The organism is Alkalibacterium iburiense (genome assembly GCF_039521845.1).
Taxonomy (GTDB): domain Bacteria; phylum Bacillota; class Bacilli; order Lactobacillales; family Carnobacteriaceae_A; genus Alkalibacterium; species Alkalibacterium iburiense.
The window spans coordinates 1-14,040 of record NZ_BAAACW010000045.1 but is presented as its reverse complement, the minus strand read 5'-3'; the positions used below and the strand labels follow the sequence as shown (position 1 = coordinate 14,040).

Sequence of the window (14,040 nt, the reverse complement as noted above, 5' to 3'; positions counted from 1 at the left end):
CAAAACAGAAATGGCCTGCGTTCGACAAAGCACTTAAGAATCCCACTGCTTTAGCTGTGGGAGTGTCAAACAGTTCGTATATTATGGGGCGTATGGCTGCCGCTGCAAAAGAAGGCGGAGCCGTTGGTATTCGTGCCAATTCCAAAGAAGACATTATCGAAATTAAAAAAACAGTCGATTTACCCGTAATCGGAATTGTAAAAAGAGACTATGCAGACTCAGAAGTTTTCATCACTGCTACGATGAAAGAGGTTGATGAATTAGCTGAATCAGGGTGTGAGATGATAGCTTTGGATGCGACAGTCAGACCGAGACCAAATGGAGAAACGTTAAAAGACTTTGTCCATGCGATTAGAGAAAAGTATCCGACTCTTTTATTAATGGCTGATACAGCGACGATTGAAGAAGCGAAAGAAGCTGAAGAATTAGGTTTTGATTGTGTGTCGACAACCCTAATGGGCTACACGGAACAATCAAAAGGGGATGACATTGCGGACGACGACTTTGCTCGTTTGAAGACCATTGTTGAACAAGCCAGTATCCCCGTTATTGCGGAAGGAAATGTCAGCACTCCAGAAAAAGCGAAACGATGCTTAGAATTGGGTGTTCATGCAGTGGTTGTGGGAAGTGCGATTACCCGCCCTCAATTAATCACTCAAACATTCGCAAGCAAAATGAAAGAAGCTCAATAAACGAGAAAAGCGTGATTCCTCAATTGGAGGAGTCACGCTTTTTAATCATTTAACACTAATTCGACTGTCTGACGACGATTTTCAAGCAATGTTTTATTTTCTAATAGTTTATAACAAATAATATCTAGTACAAAGTGGGTGACCAATTGACTATTGATGAATTTTTCATCTCTTATGATAGAATTTTTTGAAGCAAATAAAATCACATCAGCTAAGTCTGTTAAAGGCGTATGGTTGTTGGTTGTGACAGCATAAATAGGAATGCCTTTTTCTTTAGCCAATTGACACGTATCCAAGACCGCTTTTGTTTGCCCAGTATGGGACAACACAATGAGCATATCCGTTTGATTTAATAGGGATGTCCGCATTAAAGACATGTGAGGATCCGTTAATGCATCCGCATAAATGCCCATACGGGTTAAGCGGTATTTCAGTTCCATCGCACTCAAACCTGAATTTCCTATCCCGCAAATCATGACTTGTCTCGCATCTTGTATCGCTTGAACAAAGGTAGCTAACTGTTTGGAGTCAATTAGCTCATGAGAGGAATCAATGATTTGCTTATAATACTGAGTCAGTTTACTTACTGTATCCGATTCGGCTTCTTCCACAGACTCCTCTCTAGTGACCATCGCTTTAAATTCTCCGAAGCTGGAATAACCTAGTTTCGTCATTAAACGAGACACCGTTGCATTGGAAGTATTTGTTTTTTTCGATATGGTAGTAATGGTATAGTCTTTAATTTCTGATTGGTGTTCAAGTAAAAAAGAAGCAATGGTTTTTTCTTTTTCAGTTAATAAGGCATCATTCTGAACAATGCGATTGGATAAACGTAACTCCTGCATACATATCTCTCCTGAATAGTGACATCGTGATAGTTATTTAGTTAAATTATAGCATAGAAAGGCATAAGTTATTAGACGGTGAAAAATAAAGAAAAACTTTAGCATTTGGAATAAGCAGCATCATCTTGACAAGGAACTAAGGTTATTTATAATCCATATCCATCTGTAAAATAGTTATCAAAGTTTGAAAAGTAGTTGCTTAAAAGAGAATCGGGATCCTCAGCCAGGTGTTGGGCAATGGTGAGCATATTTTCGATAACTTCAGGGGTATCTTTTCCAATGAGGACATATGCAGTTGCAAAATCACTAGTTGGCACTGTTAAAGCAGCTGCATTTGCCATATTGGCTACTCGTATTAGACCTTTATTGCCTTTGCGTTGATAATCTTTGGCTTTTTTTCCCATATGACCTAGAACGGAATCTCCAAGTCCCTCAAAATCAATAGGGCCTTCTTTAGTTAGTATAATATTACCTTTATTATTAGTGGCTTTTACAAAAGAAATCAAAGCTTCTCTTGAGTCATATATATCTACACTTTTATTTTGAATTTGCCTTACTGGTAAAGTATGTGTCTTTTCATCTTCCACAAAAGTGATAATAGAACAGTTTGAAATTTTATCTTTCTTAAATGGTAGAGTCTTTCGAATGATTTGAGTGAGCTCTTTTAAGGAGCGAGTTATAAAGCCAATTGAAGGAGTAAATGTGTGACCATCCGTAGATAGCTTTTCAAATTGCCCCGTATGATACTGGCAAAGAGAGGGAGAGATAAAGCTAAATAGATTGAGCGCCATTGCTGGAGCTAAAACAGACCCGCCGCCATCTGTCCCAATTCCTACTTCATTTATTCCAAGTAATACATTGATTGCTGTTCCACTGGATGATCCAGTCATGGGACGACCACTAATAGGATTCACTAAATTTGTGTCTATGGCCCGACCACCGATACTACTTACATCAAGAGTGTGAAGGGCATAGTGGCCAGTTTCTTCTAAGTCTTTAAGAAAATCTACTGGAATTTCCGGTCGATTTTTAACACCGATGTACGAAAAAGGCTCTTTTTTTATCTTATCAATGGCCTCCGGAAAAACTCTATAAACTGATGAATAAGGATTTTTAAGAGCTATAAAAGACTGTTTTGCTTTAGCACGAATGAATTCTGGACTCATTTTTATCGATTCCTTTCAATTATTAAATTAATTTTAAAATAAAGCTTGAAAAAATAAAATAAGAGTATTAGACTGTACGTAAGAAAGCGGTTTTATTTTTAGCTAATTTACATATTTATGTAAATTATAATAGAAAGGGTGAGTACACTACTAATCATAGCTGTTTTAAGTGTTGAGTCAATTTACAATAATTTGTAAATTGAAATGAAGGATAATAAAGAGGAGAGATTGAAATGGTTAAAATTATTGTTGGAGGACAGATTGATAAAGCCGATATTGCAAAAATGATTGAAGAAATCGGCGGGGATCAGGTCGAGGTAGAAATTAAAAGTGACTTAGCTGCTGCAAATGCCATTAAACAAGGGAAAGCAGATTATTATATCGGCGCTTGTAATACAGGTGGTGGCGGAGCCTTAGCTATGGCCATTGCGATACTTGGCCGTCAAAACACAGCTTCTGTCTCTGCACCAGGAAACATCAAGTCAGATGAAGAAATTATTAAAGAAGTACAGTCTGGCAAAAAAGCATTCGGTTTTACAGCACAACACAAAGATTCCATAGTGCCCGTATTAGTCAAAGAAATATTGAATCAGGAAAAATAATAAATAAAAGGAGTTAATTTAAATGGATATAGTCCAATTAATAGTTATTGGGGCATTGGGTGCCATGGCAGCCATGCTTACTAACAAAGGTATTGCCGTATTTAATGATGGGTTAAGACCCATCATGCCAGAGTATCACCATGATGGGACCATTAGTAAGCAAGAGTTAGCAGCTACCAGTTTTGCCATCAGTTTCGGTTTAGTTGTTGGTTTTGGTATTCCTATTTCTATTGGTGCAAGCATTCTGCTAATTCACAGTGTGTTGTTAATGACAGATATTATCGGTACTTGGACACCAAGCACGCGAATAGGTTTGATTATTGCTGGTGTACTCGGTGCCTTATGGGGAGTTGGCTTAACACTTGGTCTGCAATTTATAGTTGATATATTCGAGCTGCTTCCTGTTAACTTTTTAGATGACTTGGGTATGATCGGAAATCCAATTGTTGTAGCTTTCTCTGTGTTCCCTGCTGTAGCTGTAGCTTATCAACATGGCTTTAAACGTGGTGCTATAACAGGTGGCTTGAGTGTCTTGGTCTTATTCTTAGTTAGAGAGTTTGGTACCTTTACACTACCAGGGGGCGCTTCCCTTACATTAAGCGCTGAAGGTATGACACTCTTAGTCGGTATGGCATTCATGGTTTTCTTCGCTATAAAAGTTAAAGGCGATGAAACGACAGACAATCAGGACTTAGTCAGTATTTTTTCTGAAAGAGTCAAAATGATTAAGAAAAATACTATATTACTATCGCTTACAGGTGGCCTAGTTGCCGCTGCAACCAGCTTAACCTTAATTGCGGGTGACCCTATTTCCTTAAGTTTAATGGAAGGCGGACAGTTCGGCGAAGCAGCTTTAGCAGCCTTTGCGAGAGGGATCGGCTTTATTCCCCTAGTATTCTCAACAGCAATTGTTACAGGTGTATATAGTCCTGCTGGTGCAACCTTTGTCTTTACGGTAGGTATTTTGCTTCAAGGTAATCCCATAGTAGCTTTCCTTCTAGGTGCGCTAGTAATGTTCCTGGAAATCACTTTGCTAAGAGGAGCAGCAACTGGCTTAGATAAATTCCCTGGTGTAAGAGAGATGGGCGATCATATTCGTACAGCGATGTCCAGAGTACTGGAAGTTGCCCTACTGGTTGGAGGAGCCTTAGCAAGTGAACAAATCGCTCCAGGAATTGGATTCTTCTGGGTCATCGGTGTTTACCTGCTTAATAAAACGGCTAAGAAACCATTGGTTGATATGGCCGTTGGACCTGTTGCAGCTATTGCACTAGGTATCATCGTAAATATTTTATATGTCTTAAGCTTATGGACTCCTGCAGGTTAAATAAACTATTGAGGCTTGGAAGTTCTTTCCGAGCCTCTAACTCATACAATTAGGAAAGAAGGAGTCAGTATATGTTAGTCGATGGCATCACTTATGCACACGAGCACACCACAATCGACCTGTCTTCACTCAAAAAAACAGAAGACACTAATTTAAATACGTTTGAAGAAACTATTGAAGAATTCAAAAACCTTTATGACAAAGGAGTCCGAAATATAATAGACGTTACCGTCAGAGGCATGAAAAGAAACCCTTCTTACGTTAAAAAAGTAGCAGAAGCGACGGGGATAAACATCGTCCAATCTACTGGCTGGTATCAGGATAAATTTTTGCCCGACTATATCGAAAGCAAATCAGTGGATGAGTTAGCAGACGTGATGGTTGAAGATATTACAGTGGGTTTAGATGATTCTGGTGTCAAAGCCCAGTTAATTGGAGAAATTGGAACAAGTAAAAATGAAATGACTGAAAAAGAAAAGAAAGTGTTTGAAGCAGCTGTCATAGCTCATAAGAAAACAGGCGTACCGATAACGACTCATGCCACACTCGGCACCTATGGAAGAGAACAAGTGGCATTTTTTAAGTCACATGGCGTTGATTTGAAAAAAGTAGTCATTGGACATGTGGACTTAACAGGTGACGCAGAGTATGTTCTGTCTTTATTGCGAGAAGGGGTTTATGTAGAGTTTGATACAGTAGGTAAGGAAAACTATATGCCCGATAAGACCAGAGTCGAGATGCTTAAGCGTATCGAATCAGAAGGGTATGTAGAAAAAGTTTTCTTATCGATGGATATCACACGTCGCTCACATCTAAAAGCTTTCAATGGGATGGGCTACGACTATTTGCTCGATATTTTTGTTCCTATGATGAAAGAGAATGGGGTATCTGAAACATTTATCCAAAACATGTTAGTAAATAATCCAAAACGATTTTTTAAATAGAAGAGGGATAGTATGAAAACTTGGCCACTTACGAGCATTAGTTTAGAAGAGGCTACTCAAAAACAATTTAAACTAGTAGACAGCATAACTAAGTATTTCAATGGCAGTGATATATTAACAAGAGGAGATCTAGGTGTTGTACCTGGTTTAAATAGGCCAAGAACAACGCAGAAAGTAGAGCATGTGCTGGCTGATTTCTTTGGAGCAGAAGACGCATTATTGGTCCGAGGAGCCGGCACCACTGCGTTAAGATACGCGATCTATAGTGCTATTAAACCGAATCATACGCTACTCGTCCATGATGCACCTATCTATCCGACCACCCAAGTCACATTGAATATGTTTAATATTAAAGTCATAAAAGCAGATTTTAATAATGTGAAGAATCTGAATTCAGTTTTAGAGGAAAACAAAGTGGATGGTGCTCTGGTTCAGTTAACGCGTCAACAGCCGTCTGATTCATATGATGCCAAAGAAGTTATACAAATATTAAATAAGGCTCTACCTAACTTACCTGTTATCACAGACGATAATTATGCAGTAATGAAAATTCCTGAAATTGGTGTAGAAATGGGAAGTAGCCTTTCCACTTTTTCTTTATTCAAATTGCTCGGTCCTGAAGGAATAGGCTGTCTAGTTGGTTCCACCAAGTACATTGACTCGCTTAGAGAAGACAGCTATTCAGGGGGACTACAAGTGCAAGGTCATGAGGCAATTGATGTGCTAAGAGGCTTAGCTTATGCACCTGTCGCTTTAGCTATTTCAGCTCAAACTAGTCAGGAAGTCTGTGACCGATTGAATGCTGGTGAAGTGGATGGAGTGAAAGAAGCCTTTATAGCCAACGCTCAATCTAAAGTTATATTAATTGAATTTAATGAAAATATTGCAAAACATGTTTTAACAAAAGCAGAAAAATTGGGAGCAGCACCTCATCCCGTTGGAGCAGAATCAAAATATGAATTAACCCCGATGTTTTACCGTGTTTCCAATACCTTTATGCAATATGACTCGACCCTGCCTGACCGCATGATTCGGGTGAATCCGATGCGATCAGGTCCTGAAACAGTCTTGAGAATTCTTAAGGAAGCTCTCGAACAAGTAAAATCAAATAGTAGGAATGAAAAATATAGTGAATGATTTTTATAAAAAGAAAGGCATTGCGATTGAGAAAATTGCTTCAGAACTGTATCTGCTGAAGGAAAATGATCGTATGCCAATTATGACAGAACTACAAGCTAAGTATCACTTATCTAGAGGGACGGTTCAGAACGCATTGACTTTTTTAAAAAATGAAAAAGCCATTGCTACAAGAAGCAGAGGGCATTTAGGAACGTTTATTATGAGTATTGACCACAAAAAGTTACAGCGATTTGCCAATGCTGAGCAAATGGTCGGTACGATGCCTCTGCCGTATTCAAAATTATATGAGGGACTGGCTACTGGCTTGTATTTAATGCTTAAAGAAGAAGACATTAAATTAAATCTTGCTTATATTCGAGGATCAAAAGAAAGAATAGAGGCCACTGAAAAAGGGACTTATGATTTTGCCGTTGTTTCACGCTTTGCAGCTGAACAGGAAATCCAGAACGGTCGGAATATCTCGATTGTTTTATCCTTTGACCACTCTACTTATTTAACCAAGCATATTTTAATATTTGCAGAAGACGATAAAAACCACATTGAAGAGGGGATGAAGATTGGGATAGATAAAGATTCTCTTGATCACTTCTTAATGACTAAGGAATTAGTAAAAAATAAAAATGTAGAACTGGTTGATTATCCGGCCAATCAATTGATTTATGCGATTCGCAAGAAAGAAATCGATGCAGGTATTTGGAACTATGATGAAGTTGTTGAAAAAGGATGGACGGACTTACATTATGTGGACATACCAAAGAAAAAGTTCCACCAGGACACAAGTGAAGCAGTATTAGTTTGTTCTAACAACAATTCTTTAGTCCAGTCTTTATGCAAAAATCATCTTTCGGTTGAGCGCATGCATACCATTCAAGAGAAAGTGAAAACCGGAGAAATGACACCACGATTTTAAAAAGGGGAAATAATCATGATAGAAGAAAAATTAGATATTTTAAAAGAGAGTAAAGTGATAAGCGAAGAAGCTTTTCATTATTCACATAAGGTTTTAAATCGATTAATGCAAAAAGGAGTTATACAGGACACAGATGAGGTAGATGCCTTAATCACTCACTTGGCAATGGCAACTACTCGTCAAGGATCTGATGAAGTAGTCGATTCGGTCGATGAGTCCGTACTAAAAGAAATTAAGGAAAGCGACTATTATGATGAAGCAGTAAATATATGGAATGAGTTAAAAGAGATCGCTCCAACTGATTTTGCTACTAATGAAGACGGCTATTTCCACCTTCACTTAGTAACTTTATTGCAAACTGACTAGATAGGAGACGATACAATGTTTTTGGAGATGGTAAAGAAAAGGAACCCTGAATTAATTGATTATTCTGTTTTTCTTCATCAAAATGGCTCGATACTACCAGATACCTATGTATTGGATTTGGATAGGATAAAAGAAAATGCAAGTAAATTAACCAGTAAAGCGGATGAAATGGGTATTGAACTCTTTTTTATGCTAAAACAAATTGGACGTAATCCATTAGTTGCAAAAGAATTAATCAAGTCAGGTATGAAGTCACCTGTCGTTGTAGATTATAAAGAAGCAAAAGTTATGATGGATAATAATATTCCTTTGGGAAATGTAGGGCACTTAGTACAAATACCAGATCACTTTTTGAAGAAAGTCATGAGTTATGGAGCAACTTATATCACTGTTTATTCAATAGAAAAGTTAAGAAAAATAAATGAAGTGGCTCTGGATTTAGGAATTAAGCAAAACATTTTGCTCAGGGTGATTGGGAAAGAGGATGCTATTTATCCAGGCCAATATGGAGGCTTTTTAATTGAGGAATTAAACGATTATATAGATGAATTTAAAAAACTTAGTGGGTGCAACTTAATCGGCGTGACCTCTTTTCCATGTATTCTATATGACAAAGAAAAAAAGGACTTTGAATTAACTCCTAATGCCAGTACTTTAAATAAAGCAAAAGAACTTCTAGAAAAAAATGGCTTAAGTATATTAGAACTAAATGTTCCCTCAGCTAATACCGTACGGACGTTACCATTAATTAAAGAAATAGGTGGGACACAAGGGGAGCCTGGTCATGCCTTAACCGGAACCTCTCCCATGCATGCAGAGTTTGAACTGGAGGAAAAGCCAGCTTACGTTTATGTGAGTGAAGTGTCCCATAACGGTCCTGATAGTGCCTTTATTTATGGGGGAGGCTATTATCCTAGAGGGCATTTAGAAAATGTATTAATTGATACGGGTGATTCTATTATGGAGAGTAAAGTAAAAGACTTTCCGAGTGATAACATAGATTACCATTTAGAAATAGAAAACAAGCAGGTAGTAGGGGCAACAGCAATTATGGCTTTCAGAACACAAGTATTTGTCACGCGTTCTCATGTAGCAGTAGTCGAAGGGTTAAGTAAAGGAGAGCCAAAGTTACTAGGCGTTTATGATAGTCAAGGAAACAAAGTAGAAGGGATGACATATGGGTAGATTTATAGTAATAGTCCTCGATAGCTTTGCTGTAGGAGCTATGGAGGATGTACCAGAAGTAAGGAAACAGGATATTGGAAGTAACACAGCACTGCATATCATCCAAAACTATCCTAGTATAAATATTCCTCACTTACTGAAACTGGGCTTAATGAATGCAGTCGGAGAAGAGTGGGGAAGGTTTACTTTTTCAGAAACAGCTAACTGGGGGACATCAGACTTATCTCACCAGGGCGCGGACTCTTTTTTAGGCCATCAAGAAATTATGGGAACCATCCCTCCAATTCCCTATAATGCTCCTTTTAGTGAGTCCATTGATCAGGTGAAGAGCCATTTAGAAGATAATGGCTATACTGTTGAGAAAGTTGGAGCCGAAGATGAACCAAATATTTTGGTGGTTAATGATTGTGTGACAGTCGGAGATAATTTAGAAACGGATTTAGGTCAGGTTTACAATGTCTCTGGTGCTTTGGATTTCATATCATTTGAAGATTTAACAACCATAGGGAAGACAGTGCGCGAGGTTGTCAAAGTGTCGCGTGTCATAACTTTTGGCGGTAAAGGCATGGACTTAACGAACCTGCTTAAGGCAAGAAAAGTAATTGATGGGACCTATGCTGGAGTGGATGCTCCAGAATCTGGTGTCTATGATGAGGGGTATCAAGTTATTCATTTAGGTTATGGGATTAATCCCAATGTACAAGTCCCGACTATTTTAGACTCTAATGGAATTGATGTCGCCCTCGTAGGAAAAGTCGCTGATATTGTACAAACGGAATCGGATAGACTATATCCTGGAGTGGACTCTCAAACTTTGTTTGACCGATTGCTTGAACAAGTAGATGAAATAGAACATGGTTTCCTATGTCTAAATATTCAAGAGACTGACTTAGCGGGCCATGGGGAGGATGTCGAACGATATGCTGATCGTTTAGAAGTCAGTGATAAAAATATCGGACTACTGATTGAGAAGCTGACTAAAGAAGACATACTTATTATTATGGCCGATCATGGAAATGATCCTACTATTGGCCACAGTCAGCATACTCGCGAACGAGTTCCTTTGTTAATTTACTCTGAAGGAATTGAAAATAATCATATAGGTAATAGAAAAACCTTATCAGATATTGCAGCTACAGTAAGTGACTACTTTGATGTAAAAAAACCAGCAAATGGAGAAAGCTTCTTAAATTTGATACAGTAATCAAAATCTGCACTAATATAGGTGCAGACTTTTCTGTGTCAACACATCTAAAGACTATTAATCGTAAGCAACTTTTTGAAAAGAATTATAGAAATTAATTCTTTAAGTTAAGAAAACATCGCTTAGTAATATCGGTTCTAATTATTAATATCTGATTTTTGTGCTATGATATATATAATCATGGTTAGGAGGATTTTATGAAAAAACGATTTTTATCAGTGTTTATTCTTTTAGCCTTATTTCTAACAGCTTGTCTTCCGGCAGAAGTTGTAGTGGACAGCACTCTAGATCCAGATGGGTATTATTCGTCTGAAGAGGAGGTTGCTCTTTACTTGGACACATATGGTGAATTGCCTTATAACTATGTAACCAAAGAGGAAGCACGGGAACTTGGATGGGTAGCGAGTGAAGGGAACTTATGGGAAGTGACGGACGAATACTTAATAGGTGGAGACCGATTTGGGAACCGCGAAGGGCTGTTACCTGAAGAATCAGGCCGACAGTATTTTGAAGCAGATGTAAATTATGAAGGGGGTTATCGGGGGGCTGAACGACTCGTATATTCAAACGATGGCTTGATTTATTATACCGATGATCACTATGACAGTTTTACGCTACTGTACGGGGAGGACTAGCATGCGAATTATACAGTTAGACGGGCGAGACATGACTGACAAAGACTCTATCCATCAGTATCTACAGGAAAAACTAGGGATAGTTGAATATTATGGGCATAATCTGGATGCCTTGTATGATATCTTATCGACCTGGGATGAAGAGATAACAATCCAGTTGAGTCACTCAGAAGACGTGCTTTCGCATTTGGACAGGTATGGAGAAACCCTGCTCAACACGTTACAAGAAGCATCACTGGAAAATGATTCACTGACTATTGAAATTAAGTAGTTTAAGCGATAGGGAAGACTCTATCGCTTTTTTTTGACCGATTAAGAAAAAGAATGTGCTACAATAGATAAGAGTAAAACGATAGAAGAGGATGAATACATTGGAAAGTGAAGCTAAACTAAAGAAGACAAGCCATTTTAGAGAAAAACTGCAAGTCTTTGGGGATTTCTTGAGTGGCATGGTTTTACCTAATATAGGGGCTTTTATAGCCTGGGGATTGTTAACCGCATTAGTCATTCCTTCAGGGTGGTTGCCTAATGAACAATTAGCGACGATTATCGATCCGGCTATTAAATATTTACTCCCTTTATTGTTAGCGCATACGGGTGGGAAGATGGTCGCAGGAGAACGTGGAGCGGTAATCGGGGCCATTGGAGCTATTGGCTTAATTGTCGGGTCGGATATTCCCATGTTTCTTGGCGCTATGATTATGGGACCTTTAGGAGGCTGGGTGATAAAGTGGTTTGATGAACGAATGGAAAATAAAATACCAGAAGGATTCGAACTGGTTATTCAAAATTTTTCACTAGGTATATTAGGCTTTATATTGATTGTGTTGTCTTATTATCTTATTGGTCCAGTTATTGTTTTAATTAACAATTTAATGACCATGGGGATTACAGCACTCGTATCAACGGGTCTGCTACCGCTCTTAGCCGTAATCAATGAACCGGCTAAAGTGTTGTTTTTAAATAATGTTATCGACCAAGGGATATACTTTCCTCTAGGGATGCAAGAGACCTTAGATGTAGGAAAGTCTCTTTACTTTACGGTAGCCTCGAATCCGGGACCAGGTTTAGGTTTGCTATTAGCTTTTACATTCTTTGGAGATAAAGTGTCGCGTAAAACAGCACCGGGAGCCATTATTATTCACTTTTTTGGAGGGATTCATGAGCTGTATTTCCCTTATGTCTACACCAAACCGTTAACGATTATAGGGATGATAGCGGGAGGCATGACTGGAATATTTACGTTTAGTTTATTAGATGCTGGACTTGTGGCTGGCCCCTTACCGGGGTCAATTTTCTCGTTCTTAGCCCTTACACCAAGAGGCGGTTTCTTAGGTATTCTCTTGGGTATTACGGCATCTGCTCTGGTTTCCTTTTTAGTGACAGCTCTCCTTTTAAAAGCAGGAAATAAGAAAATATAAAATAGAGGCAAGAAAAGAACGCGTCCTTCTTTTCTTGCTATTTTTATTTGAATTAAAATTTTCTCATAAAAATGCTTTACAAACTAATTCTTTATCTATACAATGTAGTTGAAATCGCTTCAAGCATTTTTACCTCAAAAGTAAGTCTCTTCTTTATTGCTATCCTAGCAATGATCACCGCATTTTCCAAACCATCCTTTCGTCTACCATCTTATATTTTCCTTAATGCATCGCTTCTTTCCTCAATCAAAAATATAATACCTTCGACATGATAGTCATCGATGATGGATCCCGATCGGCAAAAAAATACTGCTTAAACTGATTTAACCTTTTTAAGTTTTTAGATTATATATGCAGATAGAATATAAATAAGAATAAGATTGTTTCAAATGGGATTAGTGAAGGGAGGAGTCTAAATGGGAAACAAACTAATCATTATTGGCGCAAAAGGTCATGGAAAAGTATGCGGTGAAATTGCACTTAAAATGAAACAATGGGATGACATTGTTTATTTAAGTGATGATGCGACTGTTACATCTTGTTTAGGATTTGAAGTCGTTGGGCAAACTGATGATGCGCCAAGATAATTAGACGAAAAGGGTTTAAATTGAAAGTAAATAAAAAGGTAGATGTATCAAAATTAAAAATGGCTTTGCTTTTGTCTATCCCAATTATTTTAGGTGTAGCTCTCAATGATATTAATGCGATTGTAGATAGAATATTTGTAACTGAGGATATAGCTGGAGGCATTTCAGCATTGAATTATGCTCAGAGACTCATTGGCTTTGTTCAAGGAATAGTAGTCATATCCATCGCTACAGCTGCTTATCCCTTAATGACTAGAATGATAAACGAAAAAAACATATTACGATTGAAAGAGACTATTTTAGATTCAATGCTCGGAGTGTGTATGTTAGTAGTGCCCTGTACCATTGGAATCATGGTGTTAGTCAGGCCAATTGTCGACCTTTTGTTCGGCAGGGGAGCATTTAATCAAGATGCGATTCAAATGACTTCTTCTGTCCTCTTTTTCTATTCAATCGGAATGATAGGGATGGGGATGAGAGAAATATTATCGAGACCATTTTATGCTTTTAAAGATGCCCGCACGACAGCTATTAATGCTGGGATAGGTGTGATTATGAATATAATGCTTAACGTTGTATTGTTCCCCCTGTTTGGGATACGTGGTTTGGCCTTAGGGACGAGTCTATCGACAACTGTAGCAGCCATGCTTATGTTCATTATCCTTAGAAAAAAATAGGACCCTTTGGTTTGCTCTATTTTTCTACCTCATTACTTAAAATATGTGCAGCATCATCAGTAATGGGTATCATAGCTAGAGAGAGCTATCAGTATTTATCAGCTCATATTAACTCTACAATGGGATTATTAATGGCTGTATTTATCGGGTGTACAACCTACTTGTCTATGCTTTATTTAATGAAATTGAAAGAACTACATGTTCTGATATTGGAAATTAAAAACAAAGTGAGATTAGTCGTAACCCAAACGCATGATTAAGTTTATATTGTAAGCGATGAATAGCTGAGCACCTACAAATAAAAATCGGACACCTCTATAATGAGAAATGTCCGAAGAG

General features: G+C 38.0%; 16 protein-coding genes. 14 read left to right on the top strand and 2 right to left on the bottom strand.

Annotated elements, in window-relative coordinates; genetic code table 11:
* Positions 1-56 precede the first annotated feature (56 nt).
* Positions 57-692 (top strand): N-acetylmannosamine-6-phosphate 2-epimerase, encoded by a 636-nt coding sequence (locus ABDZ53_RS03885; RefSeq protein WP_343754180.1) that lies wholly within the window; start codon positions 57-59, stop codon positions 690-692.
* Between the two features lie 41 nt (positions 693-733).
* Here the strand turns inward: ABDZ53_RS03885 and ABDZ53_RS03880 are convergent, their stop codons facing one another.
* Together ABDZ53_RS03880 and ABDZ53_RS03875 are read right to left on the bottom strand one after the other, a co-directional pair.
* Complete coding sequence (locus tag ABDZ53_RS03880) at positions 734-1,537, bottom strand: MurR/RpiR family transcriptional regulator (RefSeq protein ID WP_343754176.1); 804 nt, start codon at positions 1,535-1,537, stop codon at positions 734-736.
* A gap of 146 nt (positions 1,538-1,683) precedes the next feature.
* Positions 1,684-2,703 carry a hypothetical protein gene (locus tag ABDZ53_RS03875; protein ID WP_343754174.1) on the bottom strand — a complete coding sequence of 340 codons (1,020 nt, stop codon included), beginning with the start codon at positions 2,701-2,703 and terminating at the stop codon, positions 1,684-1,686.
* 233 nt (positions 2,704-2,936) lie between these two features.
* On the opposite strand from ABDZ53_RS03875, the gene ABDZ53_RS03870 reads away from it, so the two are divergent.
* The 13 genes from ABDZ53_RS03870 to ABDZ53_RS03810 all read left to right on the top strand — a co-directional run bounded on the left by ABDZ53_RS03870 (position 2,937) and on the right by ABDZ53_RS03810 (position 13,701).
* The gene (locus ABDZ53_RS03870; RefSeq protein WP_343754172.1) at positions 2,937-3,305 is read left to right on the top strand and encodes a DUF2620 domain-containing protein; all 369 of its coding nucleotides are present in this window, start codon (positions 2,937-2,939) and stop codon (positions 3,303-3,305) included.
* A 22-nt stretch (positions 3,306-3,327) separates the two neighbouring features.
* Positions 3,328-4,632: a YhfT family protein gene (locus ABDZ53_RS03865; protein ID WP_343754170.1), complete on the top strand. Its 1,305-nt coding sequence runs from the start codon at positions 3,328-3,330 to the stop codon at positions 4,630-4,632.
* A 71-nt stretch (positions 4,633-4,703) separates the two neighbouring features.
* The gene (locus ABDZ53_RS03860; RefSeq protein ID WP_343754168.1) at positions 4,704-5,576 is read left to right on the top strand and encodes a phosphotriesterase family protein; all 873 of its coding nucleotides are present in this window, start codon (positions 4,704-4,706) and stop codon (positions 5,574-5,576) included.
* Between the two features lie 12 nt (positions 5,577-5,588).
* Positions 5,589-6,713 carry an aminotransferase class V-fold PLP-dependent enzyme gene (locus ABDZ53_RS03855; protein WP_343754166.1) on the top strand — a complete coding sequence of 375 codons (1,125 nt, stop codon included), beginning with the start codon at positions 5,589-5,591 and terminating at the stop codon, positions 6,711-6,713.
* Positions 6,694-7,626 carry a GntR family transcriptional regulator YhfZ gene (gene yhfZ / locus ABDZ53_RS03850; protein ID WP_343754164.1) on the top strand — a complete coding sequence of 311 codons (933 nt, stop codon included), beginning with the start codon at positions 6,694-6,696 and terminating at the stop codon, positions 7,624-7,626. The genes ABDZ53_RS03855 and yhfZ overlap by 20 nt, the downstream gene beginning before the upstream one ends.
* A 15-nt stretch (positions 7,627-7,641) precedes the next feature.
* A complete protein-coding gene (locus ABDZ53_RS03845; RefSeq protein ID WP_343754162.1) occupies positions 7,642-7,992 on the top strand; it encodes a PRD domain-containing protein in 351 nt (116 codons plus the stop codon).
* Between the two features lie 15 nt (positions 7,993-8,007).
* Positions 8,008-9,177: a YhfX family PLP-dependent enzyme gene (locus ABDZ53_RS03840; protein WP_343754160.1), complete on the top strand. Its 1,170-nt coding sequence runs from the start codon at positions 8,008-8,010 to the stop codon at positions 9,175-9,177.
* Positions 9,170-10,381 carry a phosphopentomutase gene (locus ABDZ53_RS03835; protein ID WP_343754158.1) on the top strand — a complete coding sequence of 404 codons (1,212 nt, stop codon included), beginning with the start codon at positions 9,170-9,172 and terminating at the stop codon, positions 10,379-10,381. The genes ABDZ53_RS03840 and ABDZ53_RS03835 overlap by 8 nt, the downstream gene beginning before the upstream one ends.
* Before the next feature lie 197 nt (positions 10,382-10,578).
* Positions 10,579-11,016, top strand: a complete 438-nt coding sequence (locus ABDZ53_RS03830) for a ribonuclease domain-containing protein (RefSeq protein ID WP_343754156.1) — start codon at positions 10,579-10,581, stop codon at positions 11,014-11,016.
* A 1-nt stretch (position 11,017) separates the two neighbouring features.
* The gene (locus ABDZ53_RS03825) at positions 11,018-11,287 is read left to right on the top strand and encodes a barstar family protein (RefSeq protein WP_343754153.1); all 270 of its coding nucleotides are present in this window, start codon (positions 11,018-11,020) and stop codon (positions 11,285-11,287) included.
* Positions 11,288-11,387: 100 nt separating this feature from the next.
* A complete protein-coding gene (locus tag ABDZ53_RS03820; RefSeq protein ID WP_343754151.1) occupies positions 11,388-12,437 on the top strand; it encodes a PTS transporter subunit EIIC in 1,050 nt (349 codons plus the stop codon).
* A gap of 416 nt (positions 12,438-12,853) precedes the next feature.
* On the top strand, positions 12,854-13,024 hold the full coding sequence (locus ABDZ53_RS03815; protein WP_343754149.1) for a PglD-related sugar-binding protein: 171 nt from the start codon (positions 12,854-12,856) through the stop codon (positions 13,022-13,024).
* Positions 13,021-13,701 (top strand): lipid II flippase MurJ, encoded by a 681-nt coding sequence (locus tag ABDZ53_RS03810; protein WP_343754178.1) that lies wholly within the window; start codon positions 13,021-13,023, stop codon positions 13,699-13,701. Before ABDZ53_RS03815 ends, ABDZ53_RS03810 begins: the two co-directional genes overlap by 4 nt.
* The last annotated feature ends 339 nt before the right edge of the window (positions 13,702-14,040 follow it).

What these genes read in the sequence shown, in the direction of transcription:
- ABDZ53_RS03880 (WP_343754176.1), bottom strand. Translation starts at nt 1,537, where the DNA reads ATGCAGGAGTTACGTTTATCCAATCGCATTGTTCAGAATGATGCCTTA.
- ABDZ53_RS03875 (WP_343754174.1), bottom strand. Translation starts at nt 2,703, where the DNA reads ATGAGTCCAGAATTCATTCGTGCTAAAGCAAAACAGTCTTTTATAGCT.
- ABDZ53_RS03870 (WP_343754172.1), top strand. Translation starts at nt 2,937, where the DNA reads ATGGTTAAAATTATTGTTGGAGGACAGATTGATAAAGCCGATATTGCA.
- ABDZ53_RS03865 (WP_343754170.1), top strand. Translation starts at nt 3,328, where the DNA reads ATGGATATAGTCCAATTAATAGTTATTGGGGCATTGGGTGCCATGGCA.
- ABDZ53_RS03860 (WP_343754168.1), top strand. Translation starts at nt 4,704, where the DNA reads ATGTTAGTCGATGGCATCACTTATGCACACGAGCACACCACAATCGAC.
- ABDZ53_RS03855 (WP_343754166.1), top strand. Translation starts at nt 5,589, where the DNA reads ATGAAAACTTGGCCACTTACGAGCATTAGTTTAGAAGAGGCTACTCAA.
- yhfZ (WP_343754164.1), top strand. Translation starts at nt 6,694, where the DNA reads ATGAAAAATATAGTGAATGATTTTTATAAAAAGAAAGGCATTGCGATT.
- ABDZ53_RS03845 (WP_343754162.1), top strand. Translation starts at nt 7,642, where the DNA reads ATGATAGAAGAAAAATTAGATATTTTAAAAGAGAGTAAAGTGATAAGC.
- ABDZ53_RS03840 (WP_343754160.1), top strand. Translation starts at nt 8,008, where the DNA reads ATGTTTTTGGAGATGGTAAAGAAAAGGAACCCTGAATTAATTGATTAT.
- ABDZ53_RS03835 (WP_343754158.1), top strand. Translation starts at nt 9,170, where the DNA reads ATGGGTAGATTTATAGTAATAGTCCTCGATAGCTTTGCTGTAGGAGCT.
- ABDZ53_RS03830 (WP_343754156.1), top strand. Translation starts at nt 10,579, where the DNA reads ATGAAAAAACGATTTTTATCAGTGTTTATTCTTTTAGCCTTATTTCTA.
- ABDZ53_RS03825 (WP_343754153.1), top strand. Translation starts at nt 11,018, where the DNA reads ATGCGAATTATACAGTTAGACGGGCGAGACATGACTGACAAAGACTCT.
- ABDZ53_RS03815 (WP_343754149.1), top strand. Translation starts at nt 12,854, where the DNA reads ATGGGAAACAAACTAATCATTATTGGCGCAAAAGGTCATGGAAAAGTA.